21 protein-coding genes and 2 pseudogenes are annotated in these 26136 nt (G+C 69.3%); 12 read left to right on the top strand and 11 right to left on the bottom strand.

What is annotated here, in order from left to right:
• Window positions 1-84: 84 nt before the first annotated feature.
• Window positions 85-536 (bottom strand): annotated as a pseudogene (locus ACZ49J_RS08380) (GNAT family N-acetyltransferase).
• Between the two features lie 55 nt (window positions 537-591).
• On the opposite strand from ACZ49J_RS08380, the pseudogene ACZ49J_RS08375 reads away from it, so the two are divergent.
• A pseudogene (locus ACZ49J_RS08375) lies at window positions 592-813 on the top strand (MFS transporter); the annotation flags it as partial.
• Window positions 814-899: 86 nt separating this feature from the next.
• On the opposite strand, the gene ACZ49J_RS08370 reads toward ACZ49J_RS08375, so the two are convergent.
• Window positions 900-1766 (bottom strand): GNAT family N-acetyltransferase, encoded by an 867-nt coding sequence (locus ACZ49J_RS08370; protein ID WP_467446728.1) that lies wholly within the window; start codon window positions 1764-1766, stop codon window positions 900-902.
• 186 nt (window positions 1767-1952) lie between these two features.
• Between ACZ49J_RS08370 and ACZ49J_RS08365 the strand changes: the two genes are divergently transcribed.
• Complete coding sequence (locus ACZ49J_RS08365; protein ID WP_467446727.1) at window positions 1953-2585, top strand: HAD family hydrolase; 633 nt, start codon at window positions 1953-1955, stop codon at window positions 2583-2585.
• Between the two features lie 418 nt (window positions 2586-3003).
• The gene (locus tag ACZ49J_RS08360) at window positions 3004-4443 is read left to right on the top strand and encodes a globin domain-containing protein (protein ID WP_467446726.1); all 1440 of its coding nucleotides are present in this window, start codon (window positions 3004-3006) and stop codon (window positions 4441-4443) included.
• Window positions 4444-4472: 29 nt separating this feature from the next.
• On the opposite strand, the gene ACZ49J_RS08355 is transcribed toward ACZ49J_RS08360, so the two are convergent.
• The 5 genes from ACZ49J_RS08355 to ACZ49J_RS08335 form a co-directional block, all read right to left on the bottom strand.
• Window positions 4473-4955 carry an NUDIX domain-containing protein gene (locus ACZ49J_RS08355; protein ID WP_467446724.1) on the bottom strand — a complete coding sequence of 161 codons (483 nt, stop codon included), beginning with the start codon at window positions 4953-4955 and terminating at the stop codon, window positions 4473-4475.
• A gap of 105 nt (window positions 4956-5060) precedes the next feature.
• On the bottom strand, window positions 5061-5966 hold the full coding sequence (locus ACZ49J_RS08350; protein WP_467446723.1) for a LysR family transcriptional regulator: 906 nt from the start codon (window positions 5964-5966) through the stop codon (window positions 5061-5063).
• Window positions 5967-6177: 211 nt separating this feature from the next.
• The gene (locus ACZ49J_RS08345) at window positions 6178-7314 is read right to left on the bottom strand and encodes a cystathionine gamma-lyase (RefSeq protein WP_467446722.1); all 1137 of its coding nucleotides are present in this window, start codon (window positions 7312-7314) and stop codon (window positions 6178-6180) included.
• Window positions 7311-7802 (bottom strand): low molecular weight protein-tyrosine-phosphatase, encoded by a 492-nt coding sequence (locus tag ACZ49J_RS08340; protein WP_467446721.1) that lies wholly within the window; start codon window positions 7800-7802, stop codon window positions 7311-7313. The genes ACZ49J_RS08345 and ACZ49J_RS08340 overlap by 4 nt, the downstream gene beginning before the upstream one ends.
• 9 nt (window positions 7803-7811) lie before the next feature.
• Window positions 7812-8189, bottom strand: coding sequence for a phage holin family protein (locus ACZ49J_RS08335; protein WP_467446720.1), 378 nt, complete (start codon window positions 8187-8189; stop codon window positions 7812-7814).
• Between the two features lie 60 nt (window positions 8190-8249).
• Here ACZ49J_RS08335 and ACZ49J_RS08330 point away from each other — a divergent pair, with 60 nt between their 5' ends.
• The 4 genes from ACZ49J_RS08330 (at window position 8250) to ACZ49J_RS08315 (ending at window position 10693) form a co-directional block, all read left to right on the top strand.
• The gene (locus ACZ49J_RS08330) at window positions 8250-8567 is read left to right on the top strand and encodes a cupin domain-containing protein (protein WP_467446719.1); all 318 of its coding nucleotides are present in this window, start codon (window positions 8250-8252) and stop codon (window positions 8565-8567) included.
• 163 nt (window positions 8568-8730) lie between these two features.
• Window positions 8731-8943 (top strand): DUF5326 family protein, encoded by a 213-nt coding sequence (locus ACZ49J_RS08325; protein ID WP_467446718.1) that lies wholly within the window; start codon window positions 8731-8733, stop codon window positions 8941-8943.
• A gap of 421 nt (window positions 8944-9364) precedes the next feature.
• Window positions 9365-10156, top strand: coding sequence for an IclR family transcriptional regulator (locus tag ACZ49J_RS08320; protein ID WP_467446717.1), 792 nt, complete (start codon window positions 9365-9367; stop codon window positions 10154-10156).
• A 99-nt stretch (window positions 10157-10255) separates the two neighbouring features.
• Entirely contained in the window at window positions 10256-10693 is a 438-nt protein-coding gene (locus ACZ49J_RS08315) for an SsgA family sporulation/cell division regulator (RefSeq protein WP_467446716.1), read from the top strand.
• 72 nt (window positions 10694-10765) lie between these two features.
• Here ACZ49J_RS08315 and ACZ49J_RS08310 read toward each other — a convergent pair whose 3' ends face one another.
• Window positions 10766-12298 carry a YibE/F family protein gene (locus ACZ49J_RS08310; protein ID WP_467446715.1) on the bottom strand — a complete coding sequence of 511 codons (1533 nt, stop codon included), beginning with the start codon at window positions 12296-12298 and terminating at the stop codon, window positions 10766-10768.
• A 220-nt stretch (window positions 12299-12518) separates the two neighbouring features.
• On the opposite strand from ACZ49J_RS08310, the gene thiC reads away from it, so the two are divergent.
• On the top strand, window positions 12519-14330 hold the full coding sequence (thiC, locus tag ACZ49J_RS08305) for a phosphomethylpyrimidine synthase ThiC (RefSeq protein WP_467446714.1): 1812 nt from the start codon (window positions 12519-12521) through the stop codon (window positions 14328-14330).
• A 156-nt stretch (window positions 14331-14486) separates the two neighbouring features.
• On the opposite strand, the gene ACZ49J_RS08300 is transcribed toward thiC, so the two are convergent.
• From ACZ49J_RS08300 to ACZ49J_RS08290, 3 genes are all read right to left on the bottom strand, one after another.
• Window positions 14487-15359 (bottom strand): hypothetical protein, encoded by an 873-nt coding sequence (locus tag ACZ49J_RS08300; protein ID WP_467446713.1) that lies wholly within the window; start codon window positions 15357-15359, stop codon window positions 14487-14489.
• Between the two features lie 193 nt (window positions 15360-15552).
• A complete protein-coding gene (locus ACZ49J_RS08295; RefSeq protein ID WP_467447189.1) occupies window positions 15553-16647 on the bottom strand; it encodes a metallophosphoesterase in 1095 nt (364 codons plus the stop codon).
• Between the two features lie 221 nt (window positions 16648-16868).
• On the bottom strand, window positions 16869-17981 hold the full coding sequence (locus tag ACZ49J_RS08290) for a LacI family DNA-binding transcriptional regulator (RefSeq protein WP_467446712.1): 1113 nt from the start codon (window positions 17979-17981) through the stop codon (window positions 16869-16871).
• Between the two features lie 417 nt (window positions 17982-18398).
• On the opposite strand from ACZ49J_RS08290, the gene hisC reads away from it, so the two are divergent.
• The 4 genes from hisC to cydD all read left to right on the top strand — a co-directional run bounded on the left by hisC (window position 18399) and on the right by cydD (window position 25932).
• Window positions 18399-19478, top strand: coding sequence for a histidinol-phosphate transaminase (gene hisC, locus ACZ49J_RS08285; RefSeq protein ID WP_467446711.1), 1080 nt, complete (start codon window positions 18399-18401; stop codon window positions 19476-19478).
• Between the two features lie 316 nt (window positions 19479-19794).
• The gene (locus ACZ49J_RS08280; RefSeq protein ID WP_467446710.1) at window positions 19795-21303 is read left to right on the top strand and encodes a cytochrome ubiquinol oxidase subunit I; all 1509 of its coding nucleotides are present in this window, start codon (window positions 19795-19797) and stop codon (window positions 21301-21303) included.
• A 20-nt stretch (window positions 21304-21323) separates the two neighbouring features.
• Window positions 21324-22328: a cytochrome d ubiquinol oxidase subunit II gene (gene cydB, locus ACZ49J_RS08275; RefSeq protein WP_467446708.1), complete on the top strand. Its 1005-nt coding sequence runs from the start codon at window positions 21324-21326 to the stop codon at window positions 22326-22328.
• 97 nt (window positions 22329-22425) lie between these two features.
• Window positions 22426-25932 carry a thiol reductant ABC exporter subunit CydD gene (gene cydD, locus ACZ49J_RS08270; protein WP_467446707.1) on the top strand — a complete coding sequence of 1169 codons (3507 nt, stop codon included), beginning with the start codon at window positions 22426-22428 and terminating at the stop codon, window positions 25930-25932.
• Window positions 25933-26136: the final 204 nt, after the last annotated feature.

The raw sequence follows: 26136 nt of genomic DNA, 5'->3' as shown, positions 1-26136 counted from the left end.
CATGCCGGTGGGGTGCTGTTTCACGTGAAACAGCACCCCACCGGCATGCGGGCAGGACGTCAGCACCGTCATACGGACGGCACGTCAGAGCACCAACTTGAAGCCCCGTGTGAGGCCTGGAAGCCCAGTCGCTCGTAGAAGCGGTGGGCGTCGGTGCGGCTGGCGTCGGAGGTGAGCTGAACCAACTGACAGTTCTGGCGACGGGACTCTTCGACAGCCCAGTGCATGAGCCTCGTGCCGAGGCCGCTGCCACGCTCGTCGCTGTGGACGCGGACTCCCTCGATGACCGAGCGGGTCGCCCCCTTACGGGACAGCCCTGGAATGATCGTCAACTGGAGCGTGCCGACGACGCGGCCCTCGCGTACGGCGACAACCAGGTGCTGGTTCGGGTCGCCGCTGAGGCGTTCCAGAGCTGCCAGGTAAGGCGCCAGATCGTCCGGTGACTCCCGCTCGGCGCCGAGGGGGTCGTCGGCGAGCATGGCGACGATGGCCTGAACGTCGTCGGTGATGGCGGGACGTATCTCAAGATCTCCCATGGCCGCAGCCTATGCGGGCGTGCTCAGTGACTCGACGACCCGGACGAGGGGAGCCAGTTCGGGGGTCGGCGGCCTCGTCATCGCCGCGGGTCTCGGTTACACGGCTCCCAACTGGGTCGGCTCCGCACTCGCCGGGACGGCCGTCGTCCTGGCCGTCCTGTCAGCCGCTCTGGAACGCCGGAAGAGTGGACCCGGCACGATCGTGGCCGGGGCAGGAGCAGGCGACGGAGGGGTGGGCGTGAGCCCGGCCGGGCAACAGCAGGCCGCTCGGAGCTGATAGCTGCGTCGGCTCGGCCATATCCCGGTTCACGAGCGGCGGCGCGGAGGAAGGACCGGCCCTCGCGCCGCTGCTCGTGGATGCCCTCAGCCCGCTGCCACCGTCAGGGGAGCGAACCGCCGGGTCCAGTCTCCCGGCAGTTCAGCGATCCCGTATGTCATTACCGCGTTGTAGGCAACCGACGTCAGACCGCGTTCCTTCACCCACGTCAACAGCTCTTCGTGACGTACGTCGATGTCGGTCCGCAGGGGGCGGTCGGTGCGAGCCGCCAGGGACGCGATGAGCGCCTTCGCCGTCTCCGTGTCCCGTGCGATGAGTGGGCCGACGACATGGGTGGCCATGTTCGGCCAGGCAGCCGCGTATCCGATGATCCGGTCGTTCTCCACGGCGACGTGAAGGTGGTCGGCGAAGGCCGGAAGGCGCGTGATCACATGAGTGCGGTCGGCGCCGAAAGCCTCTTCGTCGAGTCGGAGGACCGTGGCGACGTCCTCCGCCGTGGCGGGCCGGGTGGCGATCGCGGGTGGCCTGCCGCCAGGGGTGAAGTCCCCGCTGACCATCTCGGCCCGGCCGGTGACTTTGAATCCCAGTTCCTCATACAGAGGCCGGCCGTAGGGCGTCGCATGGAGGGTCAGAGGGGTCGTGCCCATCGTCGTGATGACATGGTGCATCAGGCGGCGGCCGACCCCCCGGCGGGAATGACGCTCGGCCACCAGGACCATGCCGATCGCCCCCAGAGCGGGGCGGCCTGGCGGGCCGTACTCGGTCACGACACAGGCGCTGACGAGGCCGCCGCCGGGGTCGTCGATGCCGTATCCCTGGCCTGCCGCGAGAAGCAACCCCCATTTGTGTTCCTCACGGGGCCACCCCCGGTCCTCGGACAAGTCGGCGCAGGCGGTGAGATCGCGAGGCGTCAGACGGCGAATGGGCAGAGTGGTGAGGGAAGGTGTCGGCACGCAGATCAGGCTGTCTGACCTGCGTGCCCGACGTCTACCGGTTTGCGGGACGATGCATGAGCTTTTGGCCATGTCGTGCCCAAATCCATGGCAGGGCGGGGAGTGTTTCACGTGAAACAACGGGCGGGTTTGGCGCACCGACGTGCTTGGGCTCCTCCACAGAACGCACCGATAGCCTCAACCCTCATGACCCGACTGCACCTCTTCGACTTGGACGGGACTCTCTTGCACGGGACAGCGGCCCCCGTGGAGATCTCTCGGCAGCTCGGCCTGGACACGCACATCATCGATCTCGAACGGGATTTCGTGGCGCGGCGCATCGACACCTGGGACTACGCGCGGCGGGTGCATGGCCTGTGGGGCGGGCTCACCGAGGCTCACGTCGTGGCTGCCTTCGAGGGCGCGCCCTGGTTACGGCGCATCCGGGACACCTGGGCGGAAATCAGGGAACGAGGGGAATACTGCGCTGTCGTCTCGCTCTCGCCCTCCTTCTTCGTGGAGAGGCTCATGGCGTGGGGCGCGCATGCCGCGTACGGGTCCCGGTTCCCGGCCGTGCCGTTCACCGAACCTGTCGCCCCCGAAGGGATACTGACGCCGGCAGCCAAGGTGCGGATCGCGGAACAGCTCTGCGCCGAGTTCGGCGTGGCCCGCGCCGACTGCGTCGCGTACGGGGACTCCCTCTCCGATGCCGAGCTCTTCGCTGCCGTACCGGTATCGGTCGCCGTCAACGCGGACCAGCAGTTGATGGGTCTCGCCACGCACTCCTACGTGGGACGCGATCTCTGGGATGCCTATGAACTGGTGCGCCACGGCCGGTAGTTGAAGGAACGCAAGGTTCGCTCCCCGTCCTGATCGTGAGGGAGGAAGGGGGGACTTGTGTGTGCGACGCCTGCCGGTATGGTCGAGTCCGGTTCCTGTCCAGTGTGAGATGCGCTGACCTCATGAGGGCAGGAGCGCAGGCCAATGCAGCATAACGGGACGGAGAGATCGAAGACCCGCATTCTGTGTTAACCGACCGGGCTGCCGGGTGCGCGGTGGGACGCTGCGGTGTGAGTACTGCGGTCCATCTCACACTCTCGCCTACTTGTCCGTACACAGTGGAAATCCGGGTTGAATGTGGCCGCTTGGCCGACTGGGAGCGAACGGGGAACGCAAGGCCATCTGCGGGGGGACAGCAGGCAACTCCCCGCAGGGGAGTACGCGGAACGACCGAAAGAAGTTCGAGGCGAGGCACAGCATGGACGCTCCGACCACCACGTCGGCCGACAACGGCACGTCCGGCGGCGACGGCGTGGGCGGCTGGTTCACCCCCCGTAAGCAGCCCGCACCCACCGGAGAACAGCAGAGCGAAGGCAGCCGCCTGGCCGGGCTGCACACTGTGGGCCGGCCCGCCGAGGGTGAGCCCGCGTCCGGCGGCGGCAGTCTCGCAGCAGGCGGAAGCGACGGCGCCGAGGAACGAATACCGGGCGCGGGCGCGCCGACACCCGCCGAGGATCCGGCGCCGGGGTCGATCTTCCAGCAGGAACGCGTCCTCGCCCAGCGCGCCGTCTCCGCTTCCCAGGCCTCCCCCGACGCCGTGCTCATCCGCCGCACCATGGCGGAGGTCGGCCCGATCGCCGACAAGGTCACCTCGTACTTCTACGCCATGCTCTTCGTGCGCCACCCCGAGCTGCGCTCACTCTTCCCGGCGGCCATGGACACGCAGCGCGACCGCCTGCTCAAGGCGCTGCTGACCGCGGCCGAGCACATCGACAACACCGCGGTTCTGGTCGACTACCTCCAGGGTCTCGGCCGGGGGCACCGCAAGTACGGCACTCGACCCGAGCACTATCCGGCTGTCGGCGAGTGCCTCATCGGGGCGCTGAGCCGGTTCGCCGAGCCCGTCTGGGACGACGAGACCGAGGCGGCCTGGGTGCGGGCGTACACGACGATCTCCCAGGTCATGATCGATGCGGCGGCCGCGGACGAGCTGCGGTCCCCACCCTGGTGGATGGCCGAGGTCGTCTCGCACGATCTCAGAACGCCGGACATCGCGGTCATCACCGTCCGGCCCGACCAGCCGTACCCCTTCCTCGCCGGGCAGTACACGAGCCTGGAGACGCCCTGGTGGCCGCGGATATGGCGGCACTACTCGTTCGCTTCGGCGCCCCGCTCCGACGGCCTGCTGTCGTTCCACGTGAAGGCGATCCCGGCAGGCTGGGTGTCCAATGCGCTGGTGCACCGTGCTCGCCCCGGCGATGTCGTCCGGCTCGGGCCACCGGCGGGTTCGATGACTGTCGACCACACCACCGACAGCGGACTGCTGTGCCTGGGGGGTGGCACCGGTATAGCGCCCATCAAGGCGCTGATCGAGGACGTCGCGGAGCACGGTGAACGGCGTCCCGTCGAAGTGTTCTACGGCGCCCGTACCGATCACGACCTGTACGACATCGACACGCTGCTGCGGCTGTCGCAGAGCCACTCATGGCTGGAGATCCGCGCAGTGGTGGACCGGCACGGGCTGCTGCGGCTCACCGACGCCGTACGCGAGTACGGGCCGTGGAACGAGTACGACGCGTACCTCTCGGGTCCGCCCGGCATGATCCGCAGCGGCGTGGAGACGCTGAAGGACATCGGCATTCCGTGGAACCGCATACGGCACGACTCGGTGGAGGAACTGGTCGCGGCAGGGGACTGAGACTCGTCGGCCCCAGCCCGGAGCCAGGATCAGCCCAGGTCGGGCGCGTGCATCGCCCGTACGCCCTCGATGTTCCCGTCGAGGTAGTGCCGCAGGGACAGCGGTACGAGGTGGACGGACGCGATGCCCACCCGGGTGAACGGCACACGAACGATCTCGTACTCGCCCTGCGGTGCGTCGACCTCGGGACCGTGCCGCTGGGAGGTGTCCATGGACTCAAGACGGCAGACGAAGAAGTGCTGGACCTTCACACCGGTCGCGCCGCCGTCCTCGCCGATGTGCTCGACGGTGTCCACGAAGCAGGGCACCACATCGGTGATCTTGGCACCGAGTTCTTCGTCCACCTCGCGATGGAGCGCGTCGACGACGGTGGTGTCCTCCGGCTCGACCCCGCCACCCGGTGTGAGCCAGTAGGGATCGACGCCAGGCTTGGTCCGCTTGATCAGGATCAGGTCGTCGCCATCGAGCAGGATGGCGCGGGCGGTGCGCTTGACCACGGGTCGGACGGTCATGGGAGAAATGTGGCCCGGCTGGTTCCACGTGAAACATCGCACGGGCCCGGAAAAGAAGGGCCGGACGATCCATGAGAGAAGGACTGGGCCCGCATGCCGGTCGCGCTATGACCAGCCCGAGGCCGTCCGCAGCAGCTGCTCGTGCGCCCGCGCGATGTGCCCCATGGCCAGCGTTCCCGTCCGGACCACCAGAAAGTACGTACGCAGCGGGGGCACCGCGGGCTCGAGGAGCGCCACGACGTCACCACGTTCCAGGGCGGAGGCGCACAGATAGCGGGGCAGTACGGCCAGCCCCGCGCCGGTGGCGGCACAGGCGAGGACCGCGCGGAGGTCGGGCACGATGACAGTGCCCGAGGCGGCGGGCCGGGAGTCGAAGACGGAGGCCCAGTAGCGGGTGACGAAGGGCAGCGACTCGTGCACCTCGACCACGGGGAGGTTCTCCAGGGCACGAGCGCCCTTGCGGCGGAACCGGGCCGCGCTGACGCGGGAAGCCCAGCGCGGATCCGCGATCAAAACGTGCTCCTCGTCGCAGAGCGGAGTCGAGGTGAGCAAAGTGCCCCGGGGCCGGGCCGTGGTGATGGCCAGATCATGATGTCCGGCGGCAAGTCCCTCCAGCGTCTCCTCGGCGTTCCCGAACGAGGCCCGCAACGCAAAACCCTGCCCGTGGTCCCCGGTCAGCTCGGCAAGGGCGGGCAGGGCGCGCTCGGCCGTGAACTCCGGTGGGCCGGCGAGATGCAGCGTGCGTAAGGAGGAGTCCTCGTCCAGCCCCGTCTCGGCGATCTCGACCAGGGCGTCGAGATGAGGGGCCGCCTTGTGGGCGAGCTCGTCGCCTATGGTCGTGGGTGTCACGCCCCGCGCCTGACGCAGGAACAGAGGGCGGCCCAGCTGCCGCTCCAGCGTACGGATCTGCGACGTGACGGCCGGCTGAGAGAGACCGAGCAGCGCGGCGGCGCGGGTGAAGGAGCCGGCCCGGTGCACGGTGACGAACGTGCGCAGCAGGGCCAAGTCCATGATCCTCCCCTCCCCTCCCCTCCCCGGAGCGCCCAACTATAAATAAGTCGATAGGTCTCTGTCGCTACTGTGATTGGACACTGACACAGAGTCAACTAGCCTTGTTGGCGCGGTTCTTCGCGCGCAGAACCGGGACGGTCCGAGCCACGAGGGGGGAGGCTCGGACCGTCCGCTGCGCAGAGTGGGGTACTAGTTGGTAACAACTGCCGACTCACCCCGCCGACTCGTCGAGCGCGCGCAGCACATCGGCCACCAGGTCGTGGGTGTCCTCGACGCCCACCGAGAACCGGATGAAGCCCTCCGGAACGGCGTCCCCGCCCCAGCGACCGCGCCGCTCGGCGGTGGACCGTACTCCGCCGAAGCTCGTGGCCTCGTCCACCAGGCGCAGGGCGCCCAGGAAGCGGTCGGCACGCGCGCGCGTGGGAAGCGAGAACGACACCACACACCCGTAGCGCCGCATCTGTTGGGAGGCGACCTCGTGCGCGGGATCGTCGGGCAGTCCCGGGTGGCGCAGGCCGGTCACCTCCGGCCGGCCCTTGAGCGCCTCGGCGACGGCCAGGGCGTTGGCGCACTGCCGGTCGGCGCGCAGGTGCAGCGTCGCGAGCGAACGGTGGGCGAGCCAGGCCTCCATCGGCCCCGGAATCGCCCCGGCGATCTTGCGCCAGCGCCGTACAGCAGTCATCAGGCCGGCGTCGCGGGCCACCACGTACCCCAGCAGGAGGTCGCCGTGCCCGGTGAGCTGCTTGGTGCCGCTGGCCACGGCGAAGTCGGCGCCCAGCTCCAGCGGCCGCTGCCCGAGAGGGGTCGCCAGTGTGTTGTCGACGGCGACAAGACACCCGCGCCCATGGGCCGCCTCGGCGAGCCGCCGGACGTCGCACACGTCGAGCCCCGGGTTCGACGGCGTCTCGATCCACAGCAGCTTCGCGCCGTCGAGGGCATCGAGCTGCGCGTCGCCGGCCGTCGGCGCGGTGCGCACCTCGATGCCGTACGCCCGCATCTGCTCAATGACCAGCGGCATTGCCTGGTAGCCGTCGCTCGGCAGCACGGCGACGTCACCGGCGCGGAGCTGCGAGAGGAGAACGGCGGAGATGGCCGCCATGCCGGAGGAGAAGACGAGCGTCTCGGCGCTGTCCCGTCCCGGAGCCTCCAGCTCGGCGATGGCACGCTCCAGGAGCGTCCAGGTGGGGTTCTCGTCGCGGCCGTAGGTGTACGGGCCCGTCGCGTCGCCCGGCAGGTGGTAGTGAGCGGCGAAGACCGGCCCCGGCACGCTGGGCTCGTGCTTGACGGGCTCGGGCAGTCCCGCCCGCACGGCGCGTGTGCCGTCACCGAACGCCGCCGAATCGGTCATGCCGCCCGTCCTTCCACCTGTTCCCGCACGGCGGCGAGCAGGCCGGGGCTCGCTGCCTCCACCATCTCGAGGCACTCCTCGAAGCGGTCCATGCCTCCGTAGTACGGGTCGGGTACGTCGAGGTCGTCGCCCGCGGCGGGGTCGTACGAGCGCAGGAGCCGGACCTTGGCGGCGTCCTCCGCGGTGGGCGCGAGACGGCGCAGGGCCCTCAGATGGCCGGAGTCGAGGGCGATCACGAGGTCGAGGCGGGCGAACCAGGAGTCCTGGAACTGGCGGGCGGTGTGCTCGCTGCCGTAACCGTTCACCTCGAGGACCGAGACGGTCCGCGGGTCGGCGCCGTCGCCCTCGTGCCAGCCGCCCGTGCCCGCACTGTCGACCTCGACCTGGCCACCGAGTCCGGCCTCCTCCACGCGCGCGCGGAAAACGGACTCGGCCATCGGGGAACGGCAGATGTTGCCAGTGCAGACAAAACAGACGCGGTAGGTCATAACCGGTGCTCAGTCCTCGTCGGGGAGGACGACGTGGAGCGCCCAGGCGACGACCGAGATGACCAGGCCACCCAGGACCGCGGTCCAGAAGCCCTCCACATGGAAGCTCAGGTCGAGTGTGTCGGCCAGCCACGAGGTCAGCAACAACATCAGTGCGTTGACCACCAGCGTGAACAAGCCGAGTGTCAGTATGAACAAGGGGAAGGTCAGCAGCTTGACTATCGGCTTGACCACGACGTTGACGAGGCCGAATACGAGTGCGACGAGCAGGAGCGTCCCGACCTTCTTGCCCGTGCTGTCACCGGTCAGAGTGATCTTGTCGAGGAGCCATACGGCGACCGCGAGGGCACCCGCGTTGGCGATCGTCTTGACTACGAAATTCTTCATGTGTCTGATCGTGGCAGACGAGATCGGACACGAGGACCGGGGCAGGGGCGGACAAGGACGATGAAGGCATTCCGGCTGGACGAACTGGAGGCGGAACGCGCCGCCCATGACGGGGCTTACCTGCAGTTTCTGCGTGAGCGCAACATGTCGGTCGGTCTGTACGCGCTCAATGCCGGCGAGCACGACCCACAGAACCCGCACAAGCAGGACGAGGTCTACTTCGTCGTGAGCGGCCGCGCCTCGCTCACGGTCGGTATGGAGACGACACAGGTGGCGCGTGGCAGTGTCGTGTACGTGCCCGCCGGGGTCGCCCACAAGTTCCATCACATCACCGAGGACCTGCGGGTCATGGTGGTGTTCTCTCCACCCGAGAGCTGAGCCGGGCCTCAGGGTTCCCTAGGGGAACGATCAGGGACGGACAAGGGGCGCGAGACCCCCGCACCCGCCCTGCGCCGCCCTAGCATCGAAGGCAGGACACAGAGAACCCGGACGCAGGCCCCGAACACGGGGTCACGGGTGGAGACACGTAAGGACAAGGGCGATGCGGGAGATCTTCGCGGGGTTGCCGTGGTGGGTGAAGTGGGTCGCGGTGCCGATCATCGCCTTGGTCGTGTTCGGCGGCGTGATACTGAGCGTGCTGCAGGTCGTCGTGGCGCTGCTCTTCAAGGTGCTGGTGTTCGTCGCACTGGTCGGCGGGCTGATCTACGTCGTCCGGAAGTTCATGGCGGGGTCGTCGTCGCGCAGTGACTGGTGACGCGTCAGCACGCGGCCCCGAGTGACACGAACCGGGTGAGCGGCCGGTAACGGGCGAGGTGCCTACAGGAACCCGAGGTTCCCTCGGGGGAGGGAAGTTTCCCAGCGCGACCGTCTGCGGGTGGTGACGGGCCGTTAAAGTCCGGAACTCGCTGCGGGGGCGACCCCGCGGGCGGCGCACATCCCTCCCGTGTTCCCTCGCACGGGCGGCCCTCCTCGCGCTTCGGGAGTGACCCTTGGCCACGGCTGACACCGCACCCGCGGAACCGCTGACCCGACCCACGACACCCACCAGGGCCCCGGCTCCCCCCGTGCAGCCTCGTTCGTCACCCGGGGAGCCCCCCGTTCGACCGGCAGAGCCGCGTTCGTCGCGCGTCGGGACGGCACCCGTGGTGCGTGTTCCGGCCCCGAAGCCGCCTCCGGTGTCGACCTCGGCGTCGGCTGCGGAAGCGGCCGCGGAGTCGCATCCCACGACCCTCATCGGCTCGGTGCAGCGTGCGATGCGACTGCTGGAGGCCGTGGCCGCACGTCAGCACGGGGCCCCCGCCAAGCAGCTGGCCCGGGACGCAGGACTCGCGCTGCCCACGGCGTATCACCTGCTCCGCACGCTGACGCACGAGGGCTATCTCCGCCGGGACAAGGGGCTGTTCTTCCTCGGTGAGGCGGCCGAGAGGCTGAGCAGCAGCGGGGCGCAGCAGAAACGTCGCAGCACGGTGAGCGACGTCCTCGCGCACTGGCGGGACACCATCGGCGTGCCCGTGTACTACGCGATCTACCGCGAGGGCGAGATCGAGGTGATGTGCGTCGCCGACAGCCCGGGAAACCCAGCGGTCGAGGAGTGGGCCGACTTCCGCGAGACCGGGCACGCGCACGCAATCGGACAGTGTCTGCTGTCCCAGCTGAGCGAGGAGGCACGGCGCGACCACCTCGCTCGCTATCCCGTGCGGGCGCTCACTCCCTACACGGTGCGTGACGAGCAGACCCTGTTGCGGCGCCTCAACCGGATCGGCCGGATGGAACCGGTCGTCGAGCGCCAGGAGTACGCGTTGGGTACGGTCTGCGCCGCGATCCCCCTCACGCTCGGAACGACCGCCGCGACCATGGCCATCTCCCTGCCGTCCCACCAGGCCGATCGACTGCTGCCCGCGGCGCAGCAGTTGCAGGACGAGATCGGAAGGCTGCTGGGAACACTCGCGCTCTCTATCAGCATCTGAAAAATCACTCCTTGTGATCTCCCGTGTACTTTCAGCAAACTGCGGGACAGTGTCAGGGCTGATTCCCGGCCAGTCGACGGCAACTGACGAGGTAGGCGAATGCGCGAGTCAGTACAGGCAGAGGTCATGATGAGCTTCCTCGTCTCGGATGAGCTCTCCTTCCGGATCCCGGTGGAGCTGCGCTACGAGACGTGTGATCCCTATGCCGTACGGCTGACCTTCCATCTCCCCGGAGATGCCCCCGTTACCTGGGCCTTCGGGCGGGAGCTGCTGGTCGACGGCGTGGGGCGGCCGTGCGGTGATGGTGACGTACACATCGCGCCCGCCGATCCGGAGTCGTTCGGAGAGGTGCTGATCCGACTTCAGGTGGGCTGTGACCAGGCGCTGTTCCGCTCCGGGACGGCACCGCTCGTGGCCTTCCTGGACCGTACGGACAAACTGGTGCCACTGGGGCAGGAGCGTTCCCTCGCCGACTTCGAGACACACCTCGACGAGGCGCTGGACCGCATTCTCGCGGAGGAGCAGAGCGCGGGCTGAGCCGCGCGCCGCGCGCCCAGGGGGTGCCGTAACGCTTCTGCGTGAGCGCTGCCGCACTTCCGTACGCCCGTGTCACCGCTTGCGGCGGCGGCCCCTCCCCGCGCGGGCGGGCGCGGCTGCCGCTGCCGGCTCATCACCCGGGCGATCGGCCGAGACCACCAGCGCGGCCAGGGCCGTGGTCACCGGAACCGAGGCCACGAGGCCGATCGAGCCGACGAGCGTACGAACGATCTCCTCGGCGACAAGTTCGCTGTTGGCGACCGTGCCGACGCTGCTCTGCGCGATCGAGAAGAGCAGCAGCAGGGGCAGCGCGGCACCCGCGTAGGCGAGGACGAGTGTGTTGACGACGGAGGCGATGTGGTCGCGGCCGATGCGGATGCCGGCGCGGTACAGGCCGCGCCAGCCCATCGAGGGATTGGCGTCATGCAGTTCCCAGACCGCCGAGGTCTGCGTCACCGTCACGTCGTCAAGCACACCGAGCGAACCGATGATGACGCCCGCGAGCAGCAGACCACTCATGTCGATCGACGGGTAGAGGCCGTGGATCAGGCCCGTGTTGTCGTCCGTGTTGCCGGTGAGTGAGGCCCATCCGATGAACTGCGAGCCGAGCACTCCGATCAGCAGCAGCGAAACCAGGGTGCCGAGCACGGCGACCGAGGTGCGGGCGGAGAGACCGTGACACATGTAGAGCGCGATCAGCATGATGGCGCTCGCTCCGACCACCGCCACGACCAGCGGGTTCGAGCCCTGCAGGATGGCGGGCAGGATGAAGAAGGTCAGCACCAGGAAGCTGATGGTCAGGGCGACCAGCGCCATGACACCGCGCATGCGGCCCACCAGCACGACGGCGAGCGCGAAGATTCCGGCGAGCAACGCCATCGGGAACTTCCGGTTCACGTCGGTGACGGAGTACTGCAGGTCCTTGGGCGCCGAGGGCTCGTACGCGACCACGACCTCCTGGCCCTGCTCCAACTGCCGTGACTGGTCCGGCTGGACGATCTCCGTGAACGTGCGGCCCTTGTCCTTGCCGGTGTCGACCCTGATCGTCGCCTTCTTGCAGGTGCCGTTCGCCTGCTGCTGGGCGGAGGAGCCCTCGGCGGTCGACGTGTCGCCGGTCGGCGTCTCCCCCGAGGCGTTCACGGACTTGCAGTCAACCTCCACGACCTTGGTGACCGTTGCCTGCTGGGTCTGCCGGTCGAAGCCGACGCCGGTGCGCTCGTGCGGTGGGGCGCCCCCTGGCCAGAGCACGACCAGGCCCACGACGACCGCCGTGGCGAAGGGGATCAGCACCGCGGCGATGACCTTGCGCAGGTGCTGGGAGACGGGGGTGGCGGGGCCGTGGCTGTGGCTGTGGGAGTGCCCGTGGCTCGTGCCGGAACCCGGGCCGTGGCCACGCCCCTGCCCGTCGTGGGGATCGTGATTGTCACCGGGGTCCTGGCCGTCACCAGGCCCGCCGCCTCCGCCGGGACCCCAGCCGCCACCGGATCCATGCCCGCCACCGGGACCTCCGTGGCCGCCCCCGGCGCCGTGTCCTTGGCCGTAGCCGGGACCGTGTCCGTGTGGGGGTTCCGAGGGCGGGAGTGGGGGCTGTCGCATCGTGGTCACCGACCGATCATCGCAAGAACCGCGGGGGCCCACTGTTCACCGCGCCACATTGGACGCTAGCGTGGAGGCACCTTTGCACACGCGGGAGCTCGGAGCACCGGGCTGAGAGGGCGCTGACCTCCGCAGACGCGATGTTTCACGTGGAACATCGCCGGGCGGAAACCGCTGCGTCGACCGCTGAACCTGTTACCGGGTAATGCCGGCGTAGGGAGTAGGTCTCATGACCAACAAGGACACACGCACGCCTGCCTCCCAGCAGATGAACGGCTCGTCCGCCGCATCTGCGGGCGAAGAGCCGCAAGAGGCCGGGAAGTCCATCGGCTGGCACAAGGCGTATGTCGGGGGAGCGCGTCCCGACCTGCGGGTGCCGGTCCGGCAAGTACACCTCACCAACGGGCAGTCGGTCACCCTGTACGACACCTCCGGCCCGTACACCGATCCGAGCGTCGACACCGACGTCCGCCGCGGGCTACCCCCTCTCCGCGAGAGCTGGATCATCGCTCGCGGAGACACCGAGGAGTACGCGGGCCGCCCTGTCCGGCCCGAGGACGGCGGGATCAAGCACACGTCCCCGCGCGGCGGGCTGCGCAACCTCGACGCGGTCTTCCCTGGGCGGCCGAGGCAACCGCGCCGGAGTCGTGACGGCAAGGCCGTGACACAGCTCGCCTATGCGCGGCGCGGCGAGATCACGCCTGAGATGGAGTTCGTGGCGATCCGGGAGAACGTCTCGCCCGAGGTCGTCCGCGAGGAGATCGCGGCGGGCAGGGCGGTACTGCCGGCCAACGTGAACCACCCCGAGATCGAGCCGATGATCATCGGCAAGCGGTTCCTCGTGAAGGTCAACGCCAACATCGGCAACTCGGCGGTCACGTCCTCCATCGAGGAGGAGGTCGAGAAGATGACCTGGGCGACCCGCTGGGGCGCCGACACGGTCATGGACCTGTCCACGGGGCGCAACATCCACACCACGCGCGAGTGGGTGCTGCGCAACTCCCCTGTGCCCATCGGCACCGTGCCGCTCTATCAGGCACTGGAGAAGGTCGACGGCAGGGCCGAGGAACTGACCTGGGAGATCTACAAGGACACGGTCATCGAGCAGGCCGAGCAGGGCGTGGACTACATGACGGTCCACGCGGGCGTGCGCCTCCCCTACGTTCCGCTGACGGCGAACCGCAAGACCGGCATCGTCTCGCGCGGCGGCTCGATCATGGCGGCGTGGTGCCTGGCGCACCACAAGGAATCGTTCCTGTACGAGAACTTCGAGGAACTGTGCGAAATCCTCGCCGCGTACGACGTCACGTACTCGCTCGGCGACGGACTCAGGCCCGGCTCGATCGCGGACGCCAACGACGAGGCGCAGTTCGCGGAACTCCGCACGCTCGGGGAACTCAACCGGATCGCCAAGCGTTTCAACGTACAGACCATGATCGAGGGCCCGGGACATGTCCCGATGCACAAGATCAAGGAGAACATCGACCTTCAGCAGGAGATCTGCGATGAGGCTCCGTTCTATACCCTCGGCCCGCTGACCACCGACGTCGCACCGGCGTACGACCACATCACCTCAGGCATAGGTGCCGCGATGATCGCGTGGTGGGGCACGGCGATGCTCTGCTACGTCACGCCCAAGGAGCATTTGGGCCTGCCCAATCGTGACGACGTGAAGACAGGCGTCATCACCTACAAGATCGCGGCGCATGCGGCGGACCTCGCCAAGGGACACCCTGGCGCACAGGAGTGGGACGACGCGCTGTCGGACGCCCGCTTCGAGTTCCGCTGGGAGGACCAGTTCAACCTCGCCCTCGACCCCGACACCGCCCGCGAGTTCCACGACGAGACGCTTCCCGCGGAACCCGCCAAGACGGCCCACTTCTGCTCCATGTGCGGGCCGAAGTTCTGCTCGATGAAGATCTCCCAGGACATCCGTCGAGAACACGGTGGGTCCCAGGCCGAGATCGAGGCAGGCATGGTGCAGAAGTCCAAGGAGTTCGCGGCGAGTGGGAACCGGGTGTACCTGCCGATCGCTGACTGAGCGGCGGACCAGGAGAGCCTCCTGCGCAGCTCGGGTGGCTCCACGCGGTGGCCGGCCGGCCTGTCGGTCTCGGCCGACAGGCCGGAGCAACGCTCCGGGGCGGCCGCCGGGGCCGGAGTGTGGCTCCGGCTTGGCGGCGGCCCGGTCCCCGGCGCGTCACTCCGGCTGGTGCTCCGGTCCTCCGAAGTCCGGGCTCGTGAAGTCCGGGCTGGAGAAACTGGGGCGAGGGCCCGCGGCGGGGCCGCCGTCGGGGCTGCTGAAGCCCGGCCGGTTGTAGCCCAGGTGCGGGATGCGGCTGGGCGGGGGTGACGGGACCGTACGGCCCATGACGGCGGAGCCCGGGTCGGTGAGGGCCTCGCGGAGGAACGGCAGGATGCCGCGCTCCAGCAGGGCCTCGAGCCAGGCTTTCCTCGCCCGGGCCACCTCTTCGTTCAACTCGCCCTGGGCCTCGGCGTCCAGCGAGGTGGCGCCGTTGCGCAGGGCGGCGAGGAGGAGGCCGACCGCGGCCACGAGGATGGCCGCTGCCGTGACGGCCCCGAAGATCCACCCGGTCGTCGTGAGGGTCTGGGCGATGCCCGGCTCGGGGTCGAGCACCTTCAGGACGTACCCCACGAGCAGGAAGATCGCCGCGGCGGTGCCGGCGAGGACGGGAGCGAGGACGGCGACGACGGCTCCGGCGCCCGCCCCGGCCGTCTCGGTCACTTCTCCCATGGTGGTCGCGAGCCCCACCGCGGCGCCGCCCGGCTCGGCCGAGCCGGAGGTGCCTTCGCGGGACGGCGGGGTGGACGACGCCGGATGGCGCAGTTCCTCGCGGACCTTCACGTAGTACTGGTATTCGGTTGCTGCGGCGGCCGCGATGAGCGCGGTGGCGTTGAGCGCCATGGTGCGCAGCTGTTCCGCGTTGAGCCGCTGACCGACAGCGGCGAGTTCCGGATGGTGTGGTGCGGAGCGCAGCGCCTCGCCGAGGAGCCGCTCGAAATCCTGGCGGTCCTCGCTCAGCAGGTGCTGCGGAACGCTGTTCATGTGCATCCCCCGATGCTCCGTAGGGCTGGGGCTCGGCATGCTGACGAGCCGTCGGGCAGAAACGGAGGGGAGCCTGCTACGGATAAGCCGATGGTAGAGCGATGAAGGCAGGCGGTGACAGGGGGTTTGAAGAAAATGACCCCTGGCCAGCACAGTCCGTCGACGTTCCTCGGTGACAGGACGCCTGCCCCGAGTACGTTCAGCCAATCAGCGGCAGTTGCTGGACCAGCAGCTTTCCGGCCATGGTCACTCCACCGTCCATGGCGATGGCCAGACCGTCGGCATAGAGGTGCGGTCCGTCGACGACGGGGCCCGACTCGTCCTCGCCGTCCTCCGAGCCGACCTCGCCCAGGAGGTACGGGATGGGGCTGTGGCCGTGAACGATCCGCGTGCCGCCGTAGACGTCGAGGAGGGAGCGGACGGCGTCGGCGCCGCCCTCGTCGCGGAAGGCGAAGCGCTTGGTGAACTTGCGGAAGAGGTCCCAGACCTCGTCCGCGTCGTTGCGGGCGATGGTCTCGCGGATGGTGTCGTTGACCGCCTCGATGGAGTCGCCGTAGTCGAGATAGGCGGTGGTGTCGGAGTGCACCAGCAGGTGGCCGTCGACCTGCTCCATGGCGTCCAGACGGGCCATCCACTGCAGATGGTGGTCCTGGAGGCGGTCCATGTCGGTCTTCTGGCCGCCGTTGAGCAGCCAGGCCGCCTGGAAGGTGGCGGTGCCCGCGCCGGAGTTGACGGGCGTGTCGCCGAACCGCTTGGCGCCGAGCAGCAGCAGCTCGTGGTTGCCCATGAGGGCCTTGCAGTAGCCGCCGGCCGCCGCCGCCTCGGCGGACAGCCGCATCACGAGGTCGATCACCCCGATGCCGTCCGGGCCCCGGTCGGTGAAGTCGCCCAGGAACCACAGCCGCGCGGTGCCCGCGGACCAGTTGCCCGCGGCGTCCACGAGACCCTTCGCCTGGAGCGCGGCGACCAGTTGGTCGAGGTAGCCGTGCACATCCCCGACGACGTACAGGGGGCCCGGCCCGGTCACGGGCTGGCCGGCCTCCACGGCCTCGGGATCGACGGAGACCAGAACGGTGTCACCGCGGTTGATCACGGGGAGGTCGCGCTGGGTCGGCGTGTACCCGTCGGGGTAGCCCTCGGACTGGTCGAGTGGTGGGGCCACGTCGCCGGGGTGCGTGCTGTGCGCGTACGGACCGGCCTCGTGGACGTACGCGGGCACGCGGAAGTCGCGCGCCGTCGGCGTCCGCACCTCGGGTCCCTGACCGGCCCCCTGAGTCATCGACCCCTCCACCACCATCGCCCGCATCTGCACCGGATCGGACTGCCTGGTCGTGGCGGCCCGCGGTGTCGTGCGCCCATCATAGGAATGCGGATCGCGCCATGTGATGACCCAGGGGTGGTGAAATGGCGCTGGACCCCGTTTCACCACGGATTTCTCCCGAATTGGGCGGGGCTTCTCCCGCCCAACTCCTCATCGGATCCCCGAAGGGCCCTCACCGGATCCTCGTTCGGTGCTCATCCCTCCTCGGGTGACCGGGGTGGGCTGACCGTCGTGCGCGGCGAACGTCGCTCGGAAGAGGTCCGCACGATCAGCTCCGTCGGTATCACCTGTTCGACTGGATGGTCGCCCTCCACTCCTTCGATCGCGTCGATGAGGAGCTGGACCACAGCCGTGCCGATCCGGCGCGGCTTGAGGGAGAGCGTGGTGATGGGCGGCTCGGTGCTGGCGTACACGGTCGACTCGCTGCAGCAGACGAGCAGCAGGTCGTCGGGGACACGCAGGCCGTACCGCCGGGCCGCGGCCAGCAGGTCGGTGCCGTTCGGGTCGAAGAGACCGTAGACGGCGTCCGGGCGGTCGGGGCGGGCCAGCAGCCGGTCGGCGGCCACGGCTCCGGCGCACGGGTCGTGTGCCGGGTAGGCCTCGTACACGGGATCCTGTCCGACGCGCTCGCACCAGTGCAGGTACGCGGTGGTGGACAGATGGGTGTACGTGTCCGTCGTGGTCCCCGTCAGAAGGCCGATCCGGCGGGCGCCGGCGTCGGCCAGGTGGTCGAGGATGCCCAGGACGGCGGCCTCGTGATCGTTGTCGACCCACGCGGTGACCGGGAGCGATCCGGCGGGGCGGCCGTCGGAGACGACCGGCAGCCCCTGACGGACCAGCTCGCTGACCACGGGATCCTGGTCGGAGGGATCGATGACCACGGTGCCGTCCAGGGCCACGTTCGACCAGACGTCGTGGCGTGAGGTCGCGGGGAGGATGACCAGGGCGTAGCCCCGGGCGAGCGCGGCCGAGGTGGCGGCTCGCGCCATTTCCGCGAAGTACGCGAACTCGGTGAAGGTGAAAGGTTCATCCCCGTAGGTGGTCACGGTCAGGCCGATCAGCCCCGACTTGCCGGTACGAAGTGTCCGGGCCGCGGCCGACGGGCGGTAGCCCAGCCGGTCGGCGACCTCACGGACATGGCGTCGGGTGGCGTCCGGGAGCCGGCCCTTGCCGTTGAGGGCGTCGGAGACGGTCGTGATGGAGACCCCGGCTGCTGCGGCCACGTCTCTGATGCCCGCCCGGCCAGGCCGGTTGCCCCGGCGGGGAGTCTTTGCCCGGCTCACCTGGTGCTTCCCTGCTGCTGTCATGGCGAGCCGATAGTAGGGCTCATGCGGTGGGGTAGTGCGGACGCATATGCACACGTTGACAGGCACGTTTCTGCAAGGTCAGTCTCCATCAAATGCCTTGGAATACAAGGGACTTGACCTCACCAATATCAGTAGGTGACTTGTCGGCGCGCATGGGCCTGCCAAGTAGCTCATGTCTCGAAGAGGTCTCAACTCACCTTCACGGGGGATGCGCGCCACGGCGCGAGCCACCGGCGCGTGCGACGGTGAGTGGCGCGCCCCCCGTTTCGTACGCCTTCGTACGGTGATGCTCCTGGGGCATGCGTGACCGAGGGGACATGAGAGACGGGGACGTCAGGGGGTTGTCCACAGGCCGTTCGCAGCGGCGCCCCCTCCTCATAAGGTGAGGGGCACGAGGTGTCGACGAGGAGGACTGCGGTGAGCGAGACGAGCCCCAAGCTGCGAGCCGAGCTGGAGGGAATCCCCACCTACAAGCCCGGCAGGGCTGCCGCGGCGGGTGGCCCCGTGGCGTACAAGCTGTCCTCCAACGAGAACCCCTACCCGCCGCTGCCCAGCGTGCTGGAGACAGTGACCGCGGCGGCCGGGTCCTTCAACCGGTACCCGGACATGATGTGCACGGCCCTGGTGAACGAGCTGTCGGACCGCTTCGCAGTGCCGGTCTCCCACCTGTCCACGGGCACGGGCTCGGTCGGCGTGGCCCAGCAGCTGATCCAGGCGACCTCCGGCCCCGGCGACGAGGTGATCTACGCCTGGCGGTCCTTCGAGGCGTATCCGATCATCACGCAGATCAGCGGGGCCGCGTCCGTGCAGGTCCCGCTGACGCCGGGTGAGGTGCACGACCTGGACGCGATGGCGGACGCCGTCACCGACCGGACGCGGCTGATCTTCGTCTGCAACCCGAACAACCCGACGGGCACCGTAGTGCGCCGGGCCGAGCTCGAGCGCTTCCTCGACCGGGTGCCGGGCGACGTGCTGGTGGTGCTGGACGAGGCGTATCGGGAGTTCATCCGCGACAGCGAGGTCCCGGACGGGGTCGAGTTCTACCGTGAGCGGCCCAACGTCTGTGTGCTGCGGACCTTCTCCAAGGCGTACGGCCTCGCCGGGCTCCGTGTGGGATTCGCGATCGCCCACGAGCCGGTGGCGGCCGCCCTGCGCAAGACCGCCGTGCCGTTCGGAGTGAGCCAGCTCGCACAGGAGGCGGCCATCGCCTCGCTCCGCGCGGAGGACGAACTCCTCGGACGCGTCGGCTCGCTGGTCTGCGAGCGCACGCGGGTCACCGAGGGCCTGCGGGCGCAGGGCTGGACGGTGCCGGAGACGCAGGCGAACTTCGTGTGGCTGCGCCTGGGGGACCGCACGGCCGAATTCGCCGCGGTGTGCGAGCAGGCCGGCGTCGTCATCAGGCCGTTCCCCGGTGAGGGCGTTCGCGTGACGATCGGCGAACCCGAGGCGAACGACATCTTCCTGAAGACGACGGAGTCGGTCCGCAAGGACATGTAGGTCCTGCGGGCTCCGGTGGGCCGCGAGGGTCGGTCGCCTCCGGAGACCGCTCGGCCTTCCAGGCCGTGGGACGGACGTGGTGGTGTGGGGTGGTGGGGCGTGGCGGCGCCGTGACCGCATAGGCGGAGAGACCTTTTTTGGCCAGGGGTCCATCGGGCCAGTCAAGGGGACCCCCCACCCCTCCAGCGAGGAATGGCCATGGGGCATAATTGCTTGTGAATGTGAACGCGTTCACAAGCTCGCTCGGTTGCTCCCGGTCTGCCAGGGATGCGCAGGGCAAAACTGCCGCCATGACCACGGCACGTAAGGAGAAGACGTGGACATCGCTTTGGCGCCGGAGACTCTGGCGCGATGGCAGTTCGGCATCACCACCGTCTACCACTTTCTCTTCGTCCCGCTGACGATCTCGCTCGCCGCGCTCACCGCCGGCCTGCAGACCGCATGGGTCCGCACGAACAAGGAGAAGTACCTCAAGGCCACCAAGTTCTGGGGCAAGCTCTTCCTGATCAACATCGCGATGGGTGTCGTCACCGGCATCGTGCAGGAGTTCCAGTTCGGTATGAACTGGTCCGACTACTCGCGCTTCGTCGGCGATGTCTTCGGCGCCCCGCTGGCCTTCGAGGCCCTGATCGCCTTCTTCTTCGAGTCGACCTTCATAGGCCTGTGGATCTTCGGCTGGGACAAGTTGCCGCAGAAGATCCACCTCGCCTGCATATGGATGGTCTCCATCGGCACGATCCTGTCCGCGTACTTCATCCTCGCCGCCAACTCGTGGATGCAGCACCCGGTCGGCTACCGGATCAACGAGCAGAAGGGCCGGGCCGAGCTCACCGACTTCTGGCTCGTCCTGACCCAGAACACCGCGCTGACCCAGGTCTTCCACACCCTCTCCGCGGCCTTCCTCACCGGTGGCGCGTTCATGGTCGGCATAGCCGCCTTCCACCTGGCCCGCAAGAAGCACATACCGGTGATGAAGACCTCGCTGCGGCTCGGTCTGGTCACCGTGGTCATCGGTGGCATGCTCACCGCGATCAGCGGTGACCTCCTCGGCAAGGTCATGTACGAGCAGCAGCCCATGAAGATGGCCGCTGCCGAGGCGCTGTGGGACGGGGAGGCCCCCGCGCCGTTCTCCGTCTTCGCCGTCGGCGACGTCGACGAGGGCCACAACAAGGTCGCCATCGAGATACCGGGCCTGCTGTCCTTCCTCGCGAAGGACGACTTCAGCTCGTACGTCCCCGGCATCAACGACGTCAACAAGGCCGAGCAGGAGAAGTACGGACCCGGCGACTACCGGCCCAACATCCCCGTCGCCTACTGGGGCTTCCGCTGGATGATCGGGTTCGGCATGGCGTCCTTCGCCCTGGGTCTGGCCGGACTCTGGCTGACCCGCAAGAAGTTCCTGCTGCCCCAGCACCTGAGGGTGGGCGACGACGAGGTGCCCCATCTCGTGCTGCTGCCCACCAAGGCTCTCGGTCCGACGCTCACGAAGTGGTACTGGCGCATCGCGATCCTCACTCTGGGCTTCCCGCTGATCGCCAACTCCTGGGGCTGGATCTTCACCGAGATGGGCCGCCAGCCGTGGGTCGTCTACGGAGTGCTGCGCACCCGTGACGCGGTCTCCCCCGGTGTCTCGCAGGGCGAGGTCCTCACGTCGATGGTCGTGTTCACGGCGCTGTACGCGATCCTCGCCGTCGTCGAGGTCAAGCTGCTCGCCAAGTACGTCAAGGCCGGGCCGCCCGAGCTCACCGAGGCCGACCTCAACCCGCCCACGAAGATCGGCGGCGACTCCCGTGACGCCGACAAGCCGATGGCCTTCTCCTACTAGGCCGAGGGAGCTGCACAGTCATGGAACTTCACGACGTCTGGTTCGTCCTCATCGCGGTCCTGTGGATCGGCTACTTCTTCCTGGAAGGGTTCGACTTCGGGGTCGGCGTCCTCACCAAGCTGCTCGCCCGGAACCGCCCGGAGAAGCGGGTCCTCATCAACACCATCGGACCCGTCTGGGACGGCAACGAGGTCTGGCTGCTCACGGCGGGCGGCGCCACCTTCGCCGCCTTCCCCGAGTGGTACGCCACGCTCTTCTCCGGCTTCTACCTGCCGCTGTTGCTCATCCTGGTCTGCCTGATCATCCGCGGCGTCGCCTTCGAGTACCGGGCGAAGCGGCCGGAGGAGAGCTGGCAGCGCAACTGGGAGACCGCGATCTTCTGGACCTCGCTGCTCCCCGCGTTCCTGTGGGGCGTGGCCTTCGCCAACATCGTGCGCGGAGTGAAGATCGACTCCGACCTGGAGTACGTGGGCAGTGTCGCGGACCTGCTCAACCCGTACGCCCTTCTGGGCGGTCTGGTCACCCTGTCGCTGTTCACCTTCCACGGGACGGTGTTCGTCGGGCTCAAGACCGTGGGGGACATCCGGGAGAGGGCGCGCAAGCTCGCGCTGCGAGTCGGCTTGGTGACCGCCGGGCTGGCACTCGTCTTCCTGCTCTGGACGCAGGCCGACAAGGGCGACACCGCGTCACTGGTCGCCCTGATCGTGGCGGTGGTCGCGCTCGTCGCCGCGCTGGGCGCTGCTCAAGCGAGCCGTGAGGGCTGGGCATTCGCGCTCTCGGGGCTCACCATCGTGGCGGCCGTCGCGATGCTCTTCCTGACGCTGTTCCCGAACGTCATGCCGTCCTCGCTGAACGCGGACTGGAGCCTCACGGTCACCAACGCCTCATCGAGCCCGTACACCCTGAAAATCATGACCTGGTGCGCGGGGATCGCGACGCCGATCGTGCTGCTCTACCAGGGCTGGACGTACTGGGTGTTCCGCAAGCGGATCGGTACGCATCACATCGCCGACCTCGCGCACTGACACCGGCAGGGAGGTGTGGAGCACGGTTTCACGTGAAACACACCTCCCCGGGCCGAAGGGCGTGTTTCACGTGGAACGCGCCTGCTGAGAAGAGGGTGTGTTTCACGTGAAACCGATCGACCCGCGACTGCTCCGGTACGCCCGCGCCACTCGCCTCTTTCTGGGGGCGGTGGTCGGCCTGGGTGTCGCCGGTGCTGCACTCGTCATCGCGCAGGCGATGCTCATTGCCGAAGTCGTCGTCGGCGCCTTCCAGCACGGGATGGGAGTCGCTGAACTCCGGACCTCTCTCCTGCTGTTGGTCGCTGTCGCGGGTGGCCGGGCGGTGGTCTCCTGGCTCACCGAGCTCGCCGCGCACCGGGCGAGTGCGGCGGTGAAGTCGGAGCTCCGGGGGCGGTTGCTGGAGCGGGCCGCCGCGTTGGGGCCCGGCTGGCTGAGCGGGCAGCACACGGGTTCGCTGATCAACCTCGCCACCAGGGGCGTGGACGCTCTCGACGACTACTTCTCCCGCTACCTGCCGCAACTGGGGCTGGCGGTGGCGGTGCCGGCGGCAGTGCTGACGCGAGTCGTCACCGAGGACTGGGTCTCGGCGGCCATCATCGTCGGCACCCTGCCGCTCATACCCGTCTTCATGGTGCTGATCGGTTGGGCCACGCGCTCACAGATGGACCGCCAGTGGCGGCTCCTGTCCCGGCTGTCCGGGCACTTCCTCGACGTGGTCGCCGGGCTGCCGACGCTCAAGGTGTTCGGCCGGGCCAAGGCGCAGGCCGAGTCGATCAAGCGGATCACCGGTGAGTACCGGCGAGCGACCATGCGGACGCTGCGGATCGCGTTCCTGTCCTCCTTCGCGCTGGAGCTGCTCGCCACGATCTCCGTCGCGCTGGTCGCGGTGACGATCGGAATGCGGCTCGTGCACGGTGAGATGGACCTGTACATCGGACTGGTGATCCTCGTCCTCGCGCCCGAGGCGTATCTGCCGCTGCGACAGGTGGGGGCGCAGTTCCACGCGGCTGCCGAGGGACTCGCGGCAGCCGAGGAGATCTTCGAGGTGCTCGAAACGCCGGTACGGGCCTCCGGGTCGCTGCCAGTGCCGGACGGCGGGGTGGGCTTCGAAGGGGTGACCGTCCGGTACCCGGGCCGGTCCGACGATGCCGTCGCCGACGTGACCTTCGAGGTGGCACCCGGGGAGACGGTGGCGCTGGTCGGGCCGAGCGGGGTGGGCAAGTCCACGCTGCTGAACGTGCTGCTGGGTTTTGTGGAGCCGACCGCGGGGCGGGTACGGATCGGAGGCGCCGACCTGGCCGCCCTCGATCTGGAGGAATGGCGCTCACGGGTGGCCTGGGTGCCGCAGCGGCCCCACCTCTACGCCGGGACCGTCGCGGAGAACGTACGGCTCGCGCGGCCGGGCGCGGACGACGAGGACGTGCGGCGGGCCCTGGCCGACGCGGAAGCGCTGGACTTCGTCGACGCGCTGCCCGCCGGGCTCGACACGGTCCTGGGCGAGGACGGCGCCGGGCTCTCCGCCGGGCAGCGCCAACGTCTGGCCCTGGCGCGGGCGTTCCTCGCGGACCGGCCGGTGCTGCTGCTCGACGAGCCGACGGCCTCCCTGGACGGGCAGACCGAGGCGGAGGTCGTGGACGCGGTGCGGCGACTCGCGGTCGGCCGGACCGTGCTGCTGGTGGTGCACCGGCCGGCGCTTCTGGAGGTGGCCGATCGGGTGGTCCGGTTGGAGCCCGGGGCACCCGCAACGGTCCCCGCTGCCGCGCGGACCAGTGGGACGCAGACAGCCGCGCGAGCAGAGGGGGCCCCCTTGCCGCCCGCTCGCGAGGACGAGCCGCTGCCGGCTGGGCGTCACTCCGTGCTGGCCCGTGTCCGCGCCATGGCCGGCCCCCGTCGTGGCCGTCTCGCCCTGGCCCTGCTGCTCGGCAGCCTCGCACTCGGCAGTGCCGTCGGCCTGATGGCGACCTCCGGGTGGCTCATCTCGCGGGCCTCCCAACAGCCGCCGGTGCTCTATCTGATGGTGGCCGTGACGGCCACGCGGGCGTTCGGGATCGGGCGGGCGGTGTTCCGGTACACGGAGCGGCTCGTGTCGCACGACGCCGTGCTGCGGATGCTCGCCGACACCCGGGTCGCCGTCTACCGGCGGCTGGAGCGGCTGGCGCCCGCCGGTCTGCGGCGCACCCGGCGCGGGGACCTGCTCTCGCGGCTGGTCGCGGATGTGGACGCGCTGCAGGACTACTGGGTGCGGTGGCTGCTGCCGGCCGGAGCCGCGGCCGTCGTGTCGGCCGCCTCGGTCGGCTTCACGGCGTGGCTGCTGCCCGAGGCCGGCGTGGTCCTCGCGCTGGGGCTGCTCGCCGCGGGGGCCGGGGTGCCGCTGGTCACCGGAGCCGTGGCGCGGCGAGCCGAACGCCGACTCGCCCCCGCCCGGGGCACGCTGGCCACCCGCGTGGCCGATCTGCTCACCGGAACCGCCGAGCTGACCGTGGCGGGCGCCCTGCCCACCCGTACCGCTCAGGCACGCCGGGCAGACGCGGCACTGACCCGGATCGCGTCCCGTGCCGCCACCGCCACCGCGCTGGGCGACGGACTCACCGCCCTCGTCACCGGCCTCACTGTGGCCGCCGCCGCGCTCGTGGGGGCGCAGGCAGTCGCCGACGGCCGGCTCGGCGGGGTCGCGATGGCGGTCGTCGTCCTCACTCCCCTCGCCGCCTTCGAAGCCGCCCTGGGGATGCCTCTCGCCGTGCAGTTCCGGCAGCGGGTGCGCAAGAGCGCGGAGCGCGTGTACGAGGTGGTGGACGCTCCCGATCCCGTACGCGAGCCCGAACGGCCCGTGCCTCCTCCACGGTCGCCGTTCCCCCTCGTCCTCGGCGGGCTCGCCGCCCGGTACGCCGAGCAGGACCGGGACGCCCTCGCCGCATTCGACCTCACTCTCGACCAGGGCCGCAGGATCGCCGTGGTCGGCCCCTCGGGGGCGGGCAAGACGACGCTCGCGCAAGTGCTGCTGCGGTTCCTGGACGTGCGTGAGGGGACGTACACGCTGGGAGGTGTGGACGCCCACGCGCTCGACGGGGACGCCGTACGGCGACTCGTCGGACTGTGCGCCCAGGACGCGCACCTCTTCGACAGCTCGGTGCGCGAGAACCTGCTGCTGGCCCGGAAGGACGCCACGGAGGCCGAGTTGCGGGACGCGCTCGCACGGGCGCGGCTCCTGGACTGGGCCGACCAACTGCCCGACGGGCTCGACACCCTCATCGGCGAGCACGGGGCGAGGCTGTCCGGCGGCCAGCGCCAGCGGCTCGCCCTCGCTCGTGCGCTGCTCGCCGATTTCCCCGTCCTCGTCCTCGACGAGCCCGCGGAACACCTCGACCTGGCGACCGCCGACGCGCTCACCGCGGACCTGCTGACCGCGACCGAGGGCCGTACGACCCTGCTGATCACCCACCGGCTGGCCGGACTGGAAGCCGTGGACGAGGTCGTCGTCCTTGCGGAAGGACGGGTGGCGCAGCGTGGCCCCTTCGCGGAACTGGCTGCCGTGGACGGGGTGTTGCGGTCGATGATGGAGCGGGAGACGGCCGGGGAACTGCTGGCCGGAGCGCGGGCACACTGACCGTCGCGAGGGCGCGTGGCCGACGGTCGTGCACGGCCGTCGGGACGCTGACGGATGCGCACACGCGTACGTAGCAAGCCGCCGTGCGGAACTCCCCGTGGTGGGGCCCTGTTCGGCTCAGCGTGGCTGGTCCATTCGTGGCATTGGATCCCCCGGCCGTACGACTCGAGCACGACCTCGCGCCCTGGAGCGCGCCACGATCGC

This window comes from Streptomyces sp. NPDC030840, from assembly GCF_055572015.1.
This window is presented reverse-complemented; position numbering and strand designations above follow the sequence as displayed.